The 14,727-nt window shown below is 60.1% G+C and carries 14 protein-coding genes and 1 pseudogene; 10 read left to right on the forward strand and 5 right to left on the reverse strand.

The features are described 5' to 3' along the window. The first annotated feature begins 97 nt into the window (after nucleotides 1-97). The 5 genes from def to ACIPIZ_RS22250 all read left to right on the forward strand — a co-directional run bounded on the left by def (nucleotide 98) and on the right by ACIPIZ_RS22250 (nucleotide 4,792). Nucleotides 98-604 (forward strand): peptide deformylase, encoded by a 507-nt coding sequence (gene def / locus ACIPIZ_RS22230; protein WP_038359594.1) that lies wholly within the window; start codon nucleotides 98-100, stop codon nucleotides 602-604. Nucleotides 605-662: 58 nt separating this feature from the next. Then, on the forward strand, nucleotides 663-1,622 hold the full coding sequence (gene fmt, locus ACIPIZ_RS22235) for a methionyl-tRNA formyltransferase (RefSeq protein WP_105704756.1): 960 nt from the start codon (nucleotides 663-665) through the stop codon (nucleotides 1,620-1,622). After that, nucleotides 1,619-2,929, forward strand: a complete 1,311-nt coding sequence (gene rsmB / locus ACIPIZ_RS22240; protein WP_105704755.1) for a 16S rRNA (cytosine(967)-C(5))-methyltransferase RsmB — start codon at nucleotides 1,619-1,621, stop codon at nucleotides 2,927-2,929. Before fmt ends, rsmB begins: the two co-directional genes overlap by 4 nt. Before the next feature lie 22 nt (nucleotides 2,930-2,951). Further along, entirely contained in the window at nucleotides 2,952-4,328 is a 1,377-nt protein-coding gene (gene trkA, locus ACIPIZ_RS22245; protein ID WP_007911861.1) for a Trk system potassium transporter TrkA, read from the forward strand. A gap of 149 nt (nucleotides 4,329-4,477) precedes the next feature. Next, nucleotides 4,478-4,792, forward strand: coding sequence for a tetratricopeptide repeat protein (locus ACIPIZ_RS22250; protein ID WP_122855359.1), 315 nt, complete (start codon nucleotides 4,478-4,480; stop codon nucleotides 4,790-4,792). A 1-nt stretch (nucleotide 4,793) separates the two neighbouring features. Here the strand turns inward: ACIPIZ_RS22250 and ACIPIZ_RS22255 are convergent, their stop codons facing one another. From ACIPIZ_RS22255 to ACIPIZ_RS22265, 3 genes are all read right to left on the reverse strand, one after another. After that, nucleotides 4,794-5,033: a PilZ domain-containing protein gene (locus ACIPIZ_RS22255; RefSeq protein ID WP_007911864.1), complete on the reverse strand. Its 240-nt coding sequence runs from the start codon at nucleotides 5,031-5,033 to the stop codon at nucleotides 4,794-4,796. A gap of 107 nt (nucleotides 5,034-5,140) precedes the next feature. Further along, nucleotides 5,141-6,028, reverse strand: coding sequence for a lysophospholipid acyltransferase (locus tag ACIPIZ_RS22260; protein ID WP_064389687.1), 888 nt, complete (start codon nucleotides 6,026-6,028; stop codon nucleotides 5,141-5,143). A 40-nt stretch (nucleotides 6,029-6,068) separates the two neighbouring features. Then, nucleotides 6,069-6,626, reverse strand: coding sequence for a DNA-3-methyladenine glycosylase I (locus ACIPIZ_RS22265; RefSeq protein WP_064389686.1), 558 nt, complete (start codon nucleotides 6,624-6,626; stop codon nucleotides 6,069-6,071). A gap of 81 nt (nucleotides 6,627-6,707) precedes the next feature. Between ACIPIZ_RS22265 and glyQ the strand changes: the two genes are divergently transcribed. The 4 genes from glyQ to ACIPIZ_RS22285 all read left to right on the forward strand — a co-directional run bounded on the left by glyQ (nucleotide 6,708) and on the right by ACIPIZ_RS22285 (nucleotide 11,119). Next, nucleotides 6,708-7,661, forward strand: a complete 954-nt coding sequence (gene glyQ, locus ACIPIZ_RS22270; protein WP_401167457.1) for a glycine--tRNA ligase subunit alpha — start codon at nucleotides 6,708-6,710, stop codon at nucleotides 7,659-7,661. Further along, nucleotides 7,658-9,712 carry a glycine--tRNA ligase subunit beta gene (glyS, locus tag ACIPIZ_RS22275; RefSeq protein WP_105704751.1) on the forward strand — a complete coding sequence of 685 codons (2,055 nt, stop codon included), beginning with the start codon at nucleotides 7,658-7,660 and terminating at the stop codon, nucleotides 9,710-9,712. Before glyQ ends, glyS begins: the two co-directional genes overlap by 4 nt. 4 nt (nucleotides 9,713-9,716) lie before the next feature. Beyond that, nucleotides 9,717-10,256 carry a D-glycero-beta-D-manno-heptose 1,7-bisphosphate 7-phosphatase gene (gene gmhB / locus ACIPIZ_RS22280; protein WP_163004678.1) on the forward strand — a complete coding sequence of 180 codons (540 nt, stop codon included), beginning with the start codon at nucleotides 9,717-9,719 and terminating at the stop codon, nucleotides 10,254-10,256. A gap of 83 nt (nucleotides 10,257-10,339) precedes the next feature. Next, a complete protein-coding gene (locus tag ACIPIZ_RS22285) occupies nucleotides 10,340-11,119 on the forward strand; it encodes a 1-acyl-sn-glycerol-3-phosphate acyltransferase (protein ID WP_105704749.1) in 780 nt (259 codons plus the stop codon). 166 nt (nucleotides 11,120-11,285) lie between these two features. Here the strand turns inward: ACIPIZ_RS22285 and ACIPIZ_RS22290 are convergent, their stop codons facing one another. After that, the gene (locus ACIPIZ_RS22290) at nucleotides 11,286-12,818 is read right to left on the reverse strand and encodes a HAMP domain-containing sensor histidine kinase (protein ID WP_105704748.1); all 1,533 of its coding nucleotides are present in this window, start codon (nucleotides 12,816-12,818) and stop codon (nucleotides 11,286-11,288) included. Nucleotides 12,819-12,987: 169 nt separating this feature from the next. Here ACIPIZ_RS22290 and ACIPIZ_RS22295 point away from each other — a divergent pair, with 169 nt between their 5' ends. Beyond that, complete coding sequence (locus ACIPIZ_RS22295) at nucleotides 12,988-13,707, forward strand: response regulator transcription factor (protein WP_105704747.1); 720 nt, start codon at nucleotides 12,988-12,990, stop codon at nucleotides 13,705-13,707. 131 nt (nucleotides 13,708-13,838) lie between these two features. Here ACIPIZ_RS22295 and gyrB read toward each other — a convergent pair. Beyond that, nucleotides 13,839-14,727: pseudogene (gene gyrB, locus ACIPIZ_RS22300) on the reverse strand (DNA gyrase subunit B); the annotation flags it as partial.

Here is a 14,727-nt window from a genome sequence, read left to right on the forward strand (position 1 = left end):
CAAAATGCACAAGCTACGCTTCACAACGGTAGCCTGCATCTTCGGACCTGCCAGGCCATCGCCCGACTTTACTCAACGTGTGCAGCAATCAAAGCCTATGGCCATTTTAAACATCCTCGAATTCCCGGACCCGCGTCTGCGCACTATCGCCAAGCCTGTGGCTGTAGTGGACGACGAAGTGCGTCAGTTGGTCGATGACATGTTTGAAACAATGTATGAAGCGCCGGGCATCGGCCTTGCCGCGACCCAGGTCAACGTGCACAAACGTATCGTCGTGATGGACCTTTCCGAAGACCGCACCGAACCCCGGGTGTTCATCAACCCCGAGTTCGAATCGCTGACCGAAGAAATGGACCAATACCAGGAAGGCTGCCTGTCGGTACCGGGTTTCTACGAAAACGTCGACCGCCCGCAGAAGGTCAAAATCAAGGCGCTGGACCGCGACGGCAAGCCCTATGAGCTGATCGCCGAAGGCCTGCTCGCGGTGTGCATCCAGCACGAATGCGACCACCTCAACGGCAAATTGTTCGTCGATTACCTGTCCACGCTCAAACGCGACCGGATCAAGAAGAAACTGGAAAAGCAGCACCGCCAGAACGCTTGATGCCCCTCCTTCAAAGGCTTGCTGCGGCAAGCCTTTTTCTTTTTATGAGACGCCCTTCATGACTGAGCCACTGCGCATCGTTTTTGCCGGCACCCCGGAATTCGCTGCCGAACACCTCAAGGCCCTGCTGAACAGCCCCTACGAGATCGTTGCGGTTTACACCCAACCGGATCGTCCGGCCGGTCGCGGGCAAAAACTGATGCCGAGCCCGGTCAAACAGCTCGCGCTGGAAAATAATATCCAGGTGTTGCAGCCGCCGACTTTGCGCAACGCCGACGCTCAAGCCGAGTTGGCCGCACTGAAACCGGATTTGCTGGTGGTGGTTGCCTACGGCCTGATCCTGCCGCAAGTGGTGCTGGATATTCCGCGCCTGGGTTGCATCAACAGTCACGCATCCTTGCTGCCACGCTGGCGCGGTGCGGCGCCGATCCAGCGCGCCGTGGAACATGGTGATGCCGAAAGCGGTGTGACCGTGATGCGCATGGAAGCCGGCCTCGACACCGGGCCGATGCTGCTCAAGGTCGTCACGCCGATCACCGGTGAAGACACTGGCGGCACGCTGCACGACCGCCTCGCCGAAATGGGCCCGCCAGCCGTGGTGCAGGCGATTGCCGGTCTGGCCGCAGGCACGCTGGAAGGCGAAGTGCAGAACGATGAGCTCGCCACTTATGCGCACAAGCTGAACAAAGACGAAGCACGCATCGACTGGAGCCGTCCAGCGGTTGAGCTGGAGCGACTGGTACGCGCCTTCAATCCATGGCCGATCACCCACAGCACCCTTAACGGTGAAGCACTGAAAGTGCTGGCGGCGACACTCGCCGACGGTAAAGGCGCACCGGGTGAAATCCTCAGCGCCAGCAAGGACGGTTTGGTCGTCGCCTGCGGTGAGCAGGCGCTGTGCCTGACCCGCCTGCAATTGCCCGGCGGCAAGGCGCTGAACTTCAGCGACCTGTTCAACAGCCGTCGCGAGAAATTCGCCGTCGGCACCGTGCTCGGCGCAGCGGTGGACGCGCAATGAATCCGCGTCTGGCCGCCGCCAAGGCACTCGCCGCCGTGCTCAGCGGCAAAGCCTCACTGAACAGCTCTCTGCCGACACAACTGGACAAGGTCGAGGATCGCGATCGCGGTTTCACCCAGGATCTGGCGTTCGGCACCGCGCGCTGGCAGCCACGCCTGTCGGCGCTGGCGGAAAAACTCCTGCAGAAGCCGTTCAAAACGGCCGACGCCGATGTCGAGGCGCTGCTGCTGGTCGGTCTCTACCAATTGCTCTACACCCGCGTGCCGGCCCACGCCGCCATCGGCGAAACCGTCGGTTGCGCCGACAAGCTGAAAAAGCCGTGGGCCAAAGGCCTGCTCAATGCCGTGTTGCGCAATGCCCAGCGCGAAAGCGAAACGATTTTCGCCGAGCTGGAACGTGACCCGGTGGTGCGCACCGCTCACCCGCGCTGGCTGCAAAAATCCCTGAAGGCGTTCTGGCCGGAGCAGTGGGAAGCCATCTGCGAAGCAAACAACGCGCATCCGCCGATGATCCTGCGGGTCAACCGTCGCCATCACAACCGCGACGCCTACCTCGGTCTGCTGACTGAAGCCGGCATTGCTGCAACGCCATGCGTGTACAGCCGCGACGGCATCATCCTCGAAACCGCTGCCGACGTGCGCAGCCTGCCGGGTTTCGCTGAAGGCTGGATCAGCGTGCAGGACGAAGCGGCGCAACTGGCTGCCGACCTGCTCGATCTGGCGCCAGGCCAACGCGTGCTCGACGCCTGCTGCGCGCCGGGTGGCAAGACCTGTCACATCCTCGAAGCCGAACCGGCACTGGCCGGCGTAGTCGCGGTGGATCTGGAAGCCAAGCGTCTGGTGCGGGTCAAAGAGAACCTTGAGCGCTTGGGTCTGGATGCCGAACTGATCGCCGCCGACGGTCGCGACACCGAGAAATGGTGGGACGGCAAACCCTTCCAGCGCATCCTGCTCGACGCACCGTGCTCGGCCACCGGTGTGATTCGCCGTCATCCAGACATCAAGCTGACCCGTCAGCCGGACGACATCGTCGCCCTCGCGCAACTGCAAGGCGAACTGCTCGACGCCATGTGGAAAACCCTCGAGGTCGGCGGCATCCTGCTGTACGCCACCTGCTCGACCCTGCCGACCGAGAACACCGAAGTCATCGCCGCGTTCCTTGAGCGCACCCCCAGTGCCCGCGAGCTGGATCTGGCCACCAGCGCCGGGATCAAACAGCCCCATGGTCGCCAATTGCTGGCCCAGCAGGGCGGGCATGACGGGTTCTACTACGCCAAGCTGATCAAGATCGCTGCCGCGCGCGGCTAAACGGATTCAACGGAGTGACTGGATGAAAATCATCATCCTCGGTGCGGGACAGGTCGGCGGTTCGCTGGCCGAGCATTTGGCCAGTGAAGCCAACGACATTACGGTGGTCGACACCGACGGCGAACGCCTGCGCGACCTCGGCGACCGCCTCGATATTCGTACCGTGCAGGGCCGTGGCTCGCTGCCCTCGGTGTTGCGTCAGGCCGGTGCCGACGACGCCGACATGCTGGTCGCGGTGACCAACAGCGACGAAACCAACATGGTCGCCTGCCAGGTCGCCCACACACTGTTCCACACCCCGACCAAGATCGCCCGGGTGCGCGAAGCGTCCTACCTCAATCGCGAGGAACAGCTGTTCCAGAACGAAGCGATTCCGGTCGATGTGCTGATCAGCCCCGAGCAAGTGGTGACCAATTACATCAAACGCCTGATTCAGCATCCCGGTGCGTTGCAGGTGATCGACTTCGCTGAAGGCGCGGCGCAACTGGTGGCGGTGCGCGCTTATTACGGCGGGCCGTTGGTGGGTCAGCAACTGCGCCAATTGCGCGAACACATGCCGAATGTCGAAACCCGCGTGGCAGCGATTTTCCGCCGTGACCGGCCGATCCTGCCGCAGGGCGACACAGTGATCGAAGCCGATGACGAAGTCTTTTTCATCGCTGCCCGTGAGAATATTCGCGCGGTGATGAGCGAAATGCGCCGTCTCGACGAAACCTACAAGCGCATCGTCATCGCTGGCGGCGGGCAGATCGGTGAACGTCTGGCCGAGGCCATCGAAAGCCGTTATCAGGTGAAGATCATCGAGATGAGCCCGGCGCGCTGCCGCTATCTCTCCGACACCCTCGACAGCACCGTGGTGTTGCAGGGCAGCGCTTCCGACCGTGATTTGCTGCTGGAAGAGAACATCGCCGACGCCGACATCTTCCTTGCGCTGACCAACGACGACGAAGCCAACATCATGTCATCGCTGCTGGCGAAACGGCTGGGGGCGAAGAAGGTCATGACCATCATCAACAACCCGGCGTATGTCGACCTGATTCAGGGCGGCGACATCGACATCGCCATCAGCCCGCAACTGGCGACCATCGGCACGCTGCTGGCTCACGTCCGTCGTGGCGATATCGTCAGCGTGCACTCACTGCGTCGCGGTGCGGCGGAAGCCATCGAGGCGATTGCCCACGGTGATGCGAAGTCGAGCAAGGTCATCGGCAAGCCTATCGAAAAGATCGGCCTGCCGCCGGGCACCACGATTGGCGCGGTGATCCGCAATGAACAAGTGATCATCGCCCACGACGACACGGTGATCGAGGCGGGCGACCATGTAATTCTGTTCCTTGTGGATAAAAAGCATATTCGCGATGTGGAGAAGCTGTTTCATGTCGGGTTGAGCTTCTTCTGATCCGGATTTTTGGGTGATCAGACTGGCGCCATCGCGAGCAGGCTCACTCCTACATTTGGAATGCGTTCCCCTGTAGGAGTGAGCCTGCTCGCGATGGGGATATCCCTAAGCAAGACTCATCCTGACACACCTCCTTCAAGGAATCTCCCATGCTCGAATCCCTGGAAAAAATGCTCGCCAAGGGTGTGGATAACTCTCTGCTGCGCTTCGGCCTGGGCAAGGGCTATCTGGATCTCGGCGAAAACGCCAAGGCTGCCGAGCATTTCCAGCGCTGTGTCGGTTTTGATCCGAAGTATTCGGCCGCTTGGAAACTGTTGGGCAAGGCGCATCTGGCGCTGGGCGATCACGCCGCCGCGCGGCAAGCCTGGGAACACGGTCTGGAAGCGGCCCGCGCCCATGGCGACAAGCAGGCCGAAAAGGAAATGACGGTGTTTCTAAAGAAACTGGATCGTCAGGCGCAGTGAATCAAAGGTAACGAAGACCAATACCGTCGGCATCCACTGTCACCACTTCCATGCGCACCCGCGGCGCGCCCGTGGGTAACCCCTGCACCTGGCCGTAAACCACTGCACCTTTGGGCAAAGAAGCCAAAACCGGATGCTGCACAAACACCCCGGTAGGCGACAGGTTGCGCGTCTGCCCGAGGCATTCGCCAAAGCTGTCGTGGGTGATCTTGATGCGGAAGGATTTGCGGTGTTCGGACATCTTGTTGCGCCCTTTGATGAACGGTTCTGTGGATAACCTCAAGCAGGATCAAAAGATCGCAGCCTTCGGCAGCTCCTACAAGTTATCCACAGAGTGTGCCAACTTCGTTAATACCAGCGCTCTTCGCCCGGCGGACGCTTTTTGAAGCGCTTCATGCTCCACATGTACTGGCTCGGATACGCCGCCACATAACGCTCGACCACTTTGCTCATCGCTGCGCAGGATTCGGCAGTATCGGTGCTGTACATGGCTTCGGGCGCCGCTTCGAGGATCACTTTGTAGCCAGAACCGTCGGGCAGGCGCAGCGCATGCAGGAACACGCCGACGGCTTTGCCACCAGCGAGCATGTTCGGCACGAATTTGCTGGTCAGCGCTTGAGTCGCGAAGAACGGCACGAAGATCCCGGCGGATTCGGCCGGTTCCGGGTCAGCGGGAATGCCCACTGCACCACCTTTGCGCACTTCCTTGATGACGCTAAGGATGCCTTCCTTGGTAGAAGCGGCGACCTTGTTGCCGAGTTGCACGCGCTGTTTGCGCAGCAATTCATCCACCGCCTTGAGCTTGGGCGGACGGTAGAAAATGATTGGTTTGCACTGGCTGCAATAGAAGTGATTGAGCACTTCCCAGTTACCCAGGTGGCTGGTGATGCCGACCACGCCTTTGCCCGAGGCCAATGCATCCTTGAGGATGTCGAGGCCCTCGACTTCGCGCACCAGATCGATCGAACGCTGCGCCGGCCAGATCCACGCGCAGGCGCTTTCGGTCAGCGACTTGCCGATGTCTTTCAGGCTCTGCCCGACCAGACGTTCACGTTCGGCAGGGTCCATCTGTGGAAAACATTTGGCGAGGTTGATCCGCACCACGTCGCGGGAGCGGTTGGGGGTTTTCCACATGATCCAGCCGATCGCCGAACCCACGGCTTGCACGGCCCGCCATGGCAGCAGGGCAAACAGCCGCAGAGCGCCTACCAGCAAGGCGCCTTTAAACTTTTCCACAGGTCACTCCTGATCTTGTGCGGTGCGCGAGGCGGCCATTCTAACCGCCGTTGACGAGCTGCGCGTAGCGGTCGCAGTCCTGAGTGTGGTCCATGACCATGCCCGAAGCCTGCATCAATGCGTAGCAAATGGTCGGGCCGACGAACGTGAACCCGGCCTTTTTCAGGCCTTTGCTCATCGCCAGCGCTTCGGGGGTGATCGCCGGGACTTCGCTGCGATCCTTGAAATGATTGATGATCGGTTGGTCGTTAACAAACGACCATAAGAACCCCACCGGATCCTCCAGCGCCAGCCAGGCCTGGGCATTACGGCGGGCGGCATTGAGTTTGAGGCGGTTGCGGATGATCCCCGGATCAAGCATCAACTCGTCGATTTCAGCGTCGCTCATCTGCGCCACACGCTGCACGTCGAAGCCGAACAACACCTCGCGATAACGCTCGCGTTTGCGCAACACGGTGATCCACGACAGCCCGGCCTGGAACCCTTCGAGCAAAAGCAACTCGAACAAACCCTGCGCATCGCGTAGCGGCGTGCCCCACTCCTGGTCGTGATAAGCCATGTACAGCGGATCTTCGGTACACCAAAAGCAGCGTGGCATAAGGCTCCAGGGGGCGTGCGCAGCAATGAATCGGGTATACTCCCGCTCTTTAAATCGCAGCCCAAGAAACAGGTGAATTTCGTGAGCGAGTCTAGGACAGCGTTGCGTACGTTCCTCGACTTGATCGTCGCGCTGCAGCTATACTGTTCGTTGAATGGTTTCGTGGTACTTCAGCCCTACGATATGGATGTAGGCGCCGGCACTTTCCACACCGCGACCTTCCTGCGCGCCATCGGCCCGGAATCCTGGAACGCCGACGACGTGCAGCCAAGCCGCCGTCCGACTGACGGCCGTTACGGCGAAAACCCTAACCGTCTGCAGCACTACTATCAGTTCCAGGTCGTCCTGAAACCGAACCCGGACAACTTCCAGGAACTGTACCTGGGCTCGCTCAAGCATGTCGGCCTGGACCCACTGGTTCACGACATTCGCTTCGTCGAAGACAACTGGGAATCGCCGACCCTCGGCGCCTGGGGTCTGGGCTGGGAAGTCTGGCTGAACGGTATGGAAGTGACCCAGTTCACTTACTTCCAGCAGGCTGGCGGCATCGAGTGCTACCCGGTAACCGGCGAGATCACTTACGGTCTCGAGCGTTTGGCCATGTATCTGCAAGGCGTGGATTCGGTCTACGACCTGGTCTGGGCTGACGGCCCGATGGGCAAAGTGACCTACGGCGACGTGTTCCACCAGAACGAAGTGGAACAGTCCACTTACAACTTCGAACACGCCAACGTCGACAAACTGTTCGAACTGTTCGACTTCTATGAAGGCGAAGCCAAGCGCCTGATCGAGCTCGACCAGCCGCTGCCGTTGCCGAGCTACGAAATGGTGTTGAAGGCGTCGCACACCTTCAACCTGCTGGATGCGCGCCGGGCGATCTCGGTGACCGCGCGTCAGCAATACATTCTGCGCGTACGCACCCTGGCGCGTTCCGTTGCGCAAGCCTACCTGCTGGCACGCGCCAAGCTGCGCTTCCCGATGGCGACCCCGGACCTGCGTGACGAAGTACTGGCCAAGCTGGAGGCTGCACAATGAGTGCGCAAGATTTTCTGGTTGAACTGGGCACCGAAGAACTCCCGCCAAAAGCCCTGAACACCTTGGCTGAGGCGTTCCTCGCCGGTATCGACAAGGGCCTGCAAGCCGCAGGCCTGAGCTACGAGACTAAAACCGTCTACGCCGCGCCGCGTCGTCTGGCTGTGCTGATCACCGCGCTGGCCACTCAACAGCCGGATCGCAGCATCAACCTCGACGGCCCGCCACGTCAGGCGGCGTTCGACGCTGACGGCAACCCGACGCAGGCAGCCCTGGGTTTCGCCAAGAAATGCGGCGTCGATCTGAGCGAGATCGATCAGAGCGGCCCGAAACTGCGTTACAGCCAGAGCATCGCCGGCAAGCCGACCGCGAGCCTGCTGCCGACCATCGTCGAAGATTCGCTGAACGACCTGCCGATCCCGAAACGCATGCGTTGGGGTGCGCGCAAGGAAGAGTTCGTGCGTCCGACCCAGTGGCTGGTGATGCTGCTCGGTGACCAGGTCATCGATTGCACCATCCTCGCGCAGAAGGCTGGCCGTGACTCCCGTGGTCACCGTTTCCACCACCCGCAAAGCGTGCGCATCGGTTCGCCGTCGAGCTACCTCGCCGACCTGCGCGCCGCTTACGTGCTGGCCGACGCCAACGAGCGTCGCGAAATCATCAGCAAGCGCACCGAAGAGCTGGCCACCCGTCAGGAAGGCACGGCAATCGTTCCGTCGGCGCTGCTGGACGAAGTGACCGCGCTGGTTGAATGGCCGGTGCCGCTGGTGTGCTCGTTCGAGGAACGTTTCCTCGACGTGCCGCAAGAAGCGCTGATCACCACCATGCAGGACAACCAGAAGTACTTCTGCCTGCTGGATGCCGACGGCAAGTTGCTGCCACGTTTCATCACTGTGGCCAACATCGAAAGCAAAGACCCGCAGCAGATCATCGCCGGTAACGAGAAAGTGGTTCGTCCACGTCTGACCGACGCCGAGTTCTTCTTCAAGCAAGACAAGAAGCAGAAACTCGAAGCTTTCAATGATCGCCTGAAGAACGTGGTGTTCCAGGAAAAACTCGGCAGCGTCTACGACAAGGCCGAACGCGTTTCCAAACTGGCCGCGTACATCGCCGCACGCATCGGTGGCAACGCTTCTTGGGCTGCTCGCGCAGGCCTGCTGTCGAAGTGCGACCTGGCCACTGAAATGGTCGGCGAGTTCCCGGAGATGCAAGGTGTCGCCGGTTACTACTACGCCCTCAATGACGGCGAGCCGGAAGACGTCGCGCTGGCGCTCAACGAGCAGTACATGCCTCGCGGTGCCGGTGCTGAACTGCCAGCGACCCTGACCGGTGCAGCCGTTGCTATCGCTGACAAGCTCGACACCCTGGTCGGTATCTTCGGTATCGGCATGCTGCCAACCGGCAGCAAAGACCCGTATGCCCTGCGCCGCGCGGCACTCGGCGTGCTGCGCATCCTGATCGAGAAAAAACTCGATCTGGACCTGAACGATGCAGTGGCTTTCGCCGTGGCCGCATTCGGTGCCAAGGTCAAGGCTGCCGGTCTCAACGAGTCCGTGCTGGAATTCATCTTCGATCGTCTGCGTGCGCGTTACGAAGACGAAGGCGTCGAAGTCGCCACTTACCTGTCGGTCCGTGCTCTGAAGCCGGGTTCGGCGCTGGACTTCGATCAGCGTGTGCAAGCGGTGCAGGCCTTCCGCAAACTGCCGGAAGCGGCAGCGCTGGCGGCGGTGAACAAGCGAGTATCGAACCTGTTGAGCAAAGTCGAAGGCGCGGTGCCGACCGAGGTGCAAGCCAAGTATTTCGACAACGCCAACGAGTTCTCGCTGTACTCGGCGATCCAGCAAGCGGATCAGGCGGTGCAGCCAATGGCCGCGGCGCGTCAGTACAACGAATCGCTGGCACGCCTGGCTGCACTGCGTGAGCCAGTCGATGCGTTCTTCGACGCGGTAATGGTCAATGCTGACGACGCCAATGTGCGGGCCAACCGTTACGCGCTGCTGGCGCGTCTGCGTGGCCTGTTCCTCGGCGTTGCCGACATTTCGCTGCTGGGTTGAGGGACTGCTGTTGAAACTGCTGATTCTCGATCGGGACGGAGTGATCAATTACGACTCCGACGCTTACATCAAGTCAGTGGCGGAGTGGATTCCGTTGCCCGGCTCGATCGAGGCGATTGCGCAGTTGAGCAAGGCCGGCTGGACGGTGGCGGTGGCCACCAACCAGTCGGGCATTGCTCGCGGCTATTACGACCTCGCCACCTTGGATGCCATGCACGCGCGATTGCGCGAGCTGGTGGCGGAGCAGGGCGGTGAAGTCGGGCTGATCGTGTATTGCCCGCATGGTCCGGACGAAGGCTGCGATTGCCGCAAGCCGAAACCGGGAATGTTGAAAACCATCGCAGCGCATTACAACGTCGAGCTGGCCAACGTCTGGTTCGTCGGCGACAGCCTTGGTGACCTGGAGGCCGCCAAAGCCGTCGATTCACAGCCAGTTTTGGTAAAGACCGGAAAAGGCGCAAAGACTCAGGGCAAAACCCTGCCGGTTGGCACTCTGATTTTTGACGATCTGGCGGCGATTGCCGCAGAACTTATCCACAACTAGAGTACTTCTGAAGTTCCTGACCAGGGATTGATCGGGAGTGCGCTTGAACACTCGGGCATTGCCCCGTAACGGTAAACGTCACTATGTCGATACTGCGGGCCATCAGAATTTTTCTCTTTTACCTGCTGCTGGGCACCACCTCCCTGCTGTGGTGCAGCTTGAGTTTTTTTATCGCGCCGTTTTTGCCGTTCAAGGCGCGTTATCGTTTTATCAACGTGTACTGGTGCCGTTGCGCCTTGTGGTTGACCCAGGTGTTTCTCGGTATCCGTTACGAAATCAAAGGCGCGGAAAACGTGCCTGACCGGCCCTGCGTGATTCAATCGAACCACCAGAGCACCTGGGAGACGTTCTTTCTCTCTGCTTATTTCTCGCCGTTGAGCCAAGTGCTCAAACGCGAACTGCTGTACGTGCCGTTCTTCGGCTGGGCGATGGCCATGCTGCGGCCGATCGCGATTGATCGCGACAACCCGAAAGCGGCTTTGAAACAAGTCGCGGCCAAGGGTGACGAATTGCTCAAGGACAACGTTTGGGTGCTGATCTTTCCGGAAGGCACACGCGTGCCGTTTGGCACTGTCGGCAAGTTCTCCCGCAGTGGCAGCGCTTTGGCGGTGAATGCGGCGCTTCCGGTACTGCCGATTGCACACAATGCCGGCAAGTTCTGGCCGAAAGTCGGCTGGGGCAAGAAGTCCGGGGTGATCACCGTGGTCATCGGCGAACCGATGTACGCCGAGGGGACAGGCCCGCGCGCCATCGCCGAGCTGAACGACCGAGTGCAAGCCTGGAATGAGAAAACTCAGCGCGAGATGGGCTCGCTGCCACCGGCCCCACAAGCGCCGGCCTCAAATGATCAGATCGCTGTCTGAGATTTTGTGGATAACCTGTGTACGGTTTTGTTGAAACCGCTTGAATATTGGTAATAAGCGATTGATTTACTTATATATTTCTCAAGCTCATAAAACACCATAAAACGTGCATAAGTTTTTCGGATGTAAAAAAACCGGCTGATATAGCCGGTTTTTTTGTGCCTGTTCATTCTGGGATCAGCGGTAATTCGAGCAGGAACGTGGTGCCTTGATCGACCACGCTATGACATTCGATTTTACCGCCATGGTGGTCGACCACCGCTTTGACCATCGACAAGCCGAGGCCCACGCCGTCGATGCCCTGCGCGGAAGAAAAACGTCGGTATTGGCTGAACAGGTCGGGCAATTCATCGGCGGCAATGCCCTTGCCTTGATCGATCAATTCACAGTGCAACCATTCCTCACGGCAACGGACGCGCAGGGTGATCGTGGTGTCGGCCGGGCTGTACTTGATCGCGTTTTCCAGCAGGTTGAACAGGGCGCGGGTCAGCAAGCCTTGGTCAGCATTGATCAGGCGCTCCTGGGATTGCTCGTCCATGTCATGCGACAGCTCGATGCGTTTTTGCTGGGCAATGGGCAACGCCTGATCCAACACGTCCAGCACCAGCATCGCGAACAGCGTCGGTTGAAATTGATAAGTCTCGGATTCGGCCCGCGCCAGCAGAACAAACCCATCGGTCAGATCCAGCGCGCGGCGTACCTGCCGTTCGATCTGTTCGAACAGCGGTGCGTCGGCGCCCGCCTGATGCCGATGCACATCGAGCAAAGCGAGGATTGCCGAGTGCGGTGCACGCAAATCATGAGAGAGAAAGCGCAGCAACACGCTGCGTTGCTCCTCGGCCGCACGTTCAGCGCTGAGGTCGGTCAGGCTCAACAGCCAGCCAATCGGCGTGTCACCGTCCACCGGCAGCAGCGCAGCACGTTCCAGACGCAGACTGCGCTCCTTGTAATCACGAAACTCCAATAGCGGCAGGGCCGACAGTGGCGGGCGCTGCTCTGTGGATAATTCCGGATAGCCGAGACGGGCGAGTTGACCAAGCACATCGTCGCCCACCAGAGGATCATCGAACAGCGCGCGAGCCTTGCGGTTACCCAGCAGGATCTGGCCTTTGGGGTCACTGATCAGCGTGGCGACAGGCAGGTACTCCAGACCATCGGCGATGAAACGCCGAGTATCACGGGTACGGCTCATGGCCTGCTCGAGCGCCATGATCTGGCCCTGCAAGCGATCAGCGCCGGTGAATTGCGAGCGACGGCGTTCGGGGAACACCTTCGGTTCGCTGTCGAGCCGTGCCAGCTCCCAACCGAAATAGGTCAGCACCACACTCAAGCGCCGCCAGTTCCAGATCAGATAACCGAACAACATGCCCAGCACCGCCGGCGTCGGCGACCACCATTGGCGCATCTCCGCCAGCCCGGCACTGACCAGCAGCGCGCAGGCCATGCCGATCAACGTAATCCACAGCGCCCAGCGCGGGCGCCAGAGCAGCAGCCCGAGAATCCCGGCAACCAGCACCACCGACAACAAAGCGCCCGCTGGCGGCGTCGCATCGTGCAAGCTGATCTGCGCGCGATAAGACAGCAGTGCAGTCAGCGGCAACAGCACTAGACTTATCCACAACCATTCGCGAACCAACTGTCGAAACAGTCGCTGCACCTGACTCGGCTCACGGCTTTCGCGCCGGCGCTGATTGTTCATGGGGAAAAAGGGCAGGACAGGGTGAATGCTTTCATAGGTCACAGGTCTGAGACGTAGACTCGAAGAATCATAGCGGACGTCGACCAACGGCGGGCCGCTTACTTTCAAGGTGATGACCAAGCGACTATGGTTGACGCCCAACTGCCCAAGCAACAAGGAACCACCGCGTATGCGCGTTGCGATACTGGACGACGAACCCGCCGAACTGCGCCGGGTCGAGCAAACCCTGCAGCAGATGGCCGATGCCGGCGAACAGCCGTGGTCACTGCACAGCTTCGAGCGAGGCGAAGACTTGTTGCGACAGCTACGCCGGGAAACCTTCGACCTGCTGATCCTCGACTGGCAACTGCCCGACCTCACCGGCCTGGCCCTGCTGCGCTGGACTCGCGAGCATATGGAAGCGCCACCCGCGGCGATCATGCTGACCAGTCGCGATGGTGAAAGTGACATCGTGCAGGCGTTGAATGCGGGGGCTGATGATTATGTGAGCAAGCCGTTTCGACCGAATGAGTTGAAGGCGCGGGTGGCTGCGGTGCTGCGGCGGCATGCCCAACAACGCACCGCCGCGAGCGAAGTGCTGAGCTTCAACGACCTGACCTTCGATGACGCTGAACTGACTGTTACCCGCGAGGGAAAACCCATCGTCATGACCGAGCGCGAGTATCGACTGGCGCGGTGTCTGTTCAGCAACCTGGGCCGGCCGTTGTCGCGGGATTATCTGTATGAGCGGTTTTGGCCGCATGAGGAGATGGCGTCGTCGCGGCCATTGGATACGCATATTTATCGGCTGCGGAACAAGCTTGGGCTGACGGCGGATCGGGGTTGGCAGTTGTTGACGATTTATGGGTATGGGTATCGGTTGGAGAGTGTGTCTGCAGCATCCGAGTAAAAGATCAAAAGATCGCAGCCTACGGCAGCTCCTACACCTATCTCCGTAGGAGCTGCCGCAGGCTGCGATCTTTTGATCCGCCAATAAAAAGGCCAACGCAATGCGTTGGCCTTTTTTGACGCAAACCGGGATCAGAAGTCCAGGTTCGAAACCGCCAACGCATTGCTCTCGATAAAGTCACGACGAGGTTCGACCGCATCACCCATCAGGGTGTTGAAGATCTGGTCTGCGCCAATGGCGTCTTCGATGGTGACTTTCAGCATGCGGCGCACGCTTGGGTCCATGGTGGTTTCCCACAGTTGATCCGGGTTCATTTCGCCCAGACCTTTGTATCGCTGAATGGTGTGACGCTTGGTGCTTTCAGCCATCAGCCAGTCCAGTGCTTCCTTGAACTCGGTGACCGCTTTCTTGCGCTCGCCACGCTGGATGTACGCGCCTTCGTCGAGCAGGGTGCTCAGTTGAGCACCAAGGGTGACGACGGTTTTGTAGTCGTTGCTGCCGAAGAAGTCGCGGTTGAAGGTGACGTAGTTCGACAGGCCGTGGGAGATCAGTTCGACCTCTGGCAGCCACACGCCACGTTCACGATCTTCACGCAGGCTGGCCTTGTAGACCAGACCGGACTTCTCGACGGTGCGCAGACGCGCTTCGTACTGGGCCAGCCACTCTTGCATCGCTGCGTGGTCGCCGAGCTTTTCCAGGCTCACGGCCGGCAGGTAGATGAAGTGCTCGGTCAGTTCCTGTGGGTACAGGCGCGACAGACGCTTGAGGGTCTTCATCACCATGCGGAAGTCGTTCACCAGACGCTCGAGCGCTTCACCGGAAATGCCCGGGGCTTCTTCGTTCAGGTGCAGGCTCGCATCTTCCAGGGCCGACTGCGTCATGGACTCTTCCCTGGCGGCGTCGTCTTTGATGTATTGCTCGTGCTTGCCATTCTTGACCTTGTACAGCGGCGGCTGAGCGATGTAGATATAGCCACGCTCGATCAGCTCCGGCACCTGACGGACGAAGAAGGTCAGCAGC

The organism is Pseudomonas sp. NPDC087690, assembly GCF_044743175.1.
In the GTDB taxonomy this organism is placed as follows: domain Bacteria; phylum Pseudomonadota; class Gammaproteobacteria; order Pseudomonadales; family Pseudomonadaceae; genus Aquipseudomonas.

Coding starts and splice junctions, on each gene's coding strand:
- fmt (WP_105704756.1), top strand. CDS start 663: ATGACTGAGCCACTGCGCATCGTTTTTGCCGGCACCCCGGAATTCGCT.
- trkA (WP_007911861.1), top strand. CDS start 2,952: ATGAAAATCATCATCCTCGGTGCGGGACAGGTCGGCGGTTCGCTGGCC.
- ACIPIZ_RS22255 (WP_007911864.1), bottom strand. CDS start 5,033: ATGTCCGAACACCGCAAATCCTTCCGCATCAAGATCACCCACGACAGC.
- ACIPIZ_RS22250 (WP_122855359.1), top strand. CDS start 4,478: ATGCTCGAATCCCTGGAAAAAATGCTCGCCAAGGGTGTGGATAACTCT.
- rsmB (WP_105704755.1), top strand. CDS start 1,619: ATGAATCCGCGTCTGGCCGCCGCCAAGGCACTCGCCGCCGTGCTCAGC.
- ACIPIZ_RS22285 (WP_105704749.1), top strand. CDS start 10,340: ATGTCGATACTGCGGGCCATCAGAATTTTTCTCTTTTACCTGCTGCTG.
- ACIPIZ_RS22265 (WP_064389686.1), bottom strand. CDS start 6,626: ATGCCACGCTGCTTTTGGTGTACCGAAGATCCGCTGTACATGGCTTAT.
- ACIPIZ_RS22295 (WP_105704747.1), top strand. CDS start 12,988: ATGCGCGTTGCGATACTGGACGACGAACCCGCCGAACTGCGCCGGGTC.
- def (WP_038359594.1), top strand. CDS start 98: ATGGCCATTTTAAACATCCTCGAATTCCCGGACCCGCGTCTGCGCACT.
- glyS (WP_105704751.1), top strand. CDS start 7,658: ATGAGTGCGCAAGATTTTCTGGTTGAACTGGGCACCGAAGAACTCCCG.
- ACIPIZ_RS22290 (WP_105704748.1), bottom strand. CDS start 12,818: ATGAACAATCAGCGCCGGCGCGAAAGCCGTGAGCCGAGTCAGGTGCAG.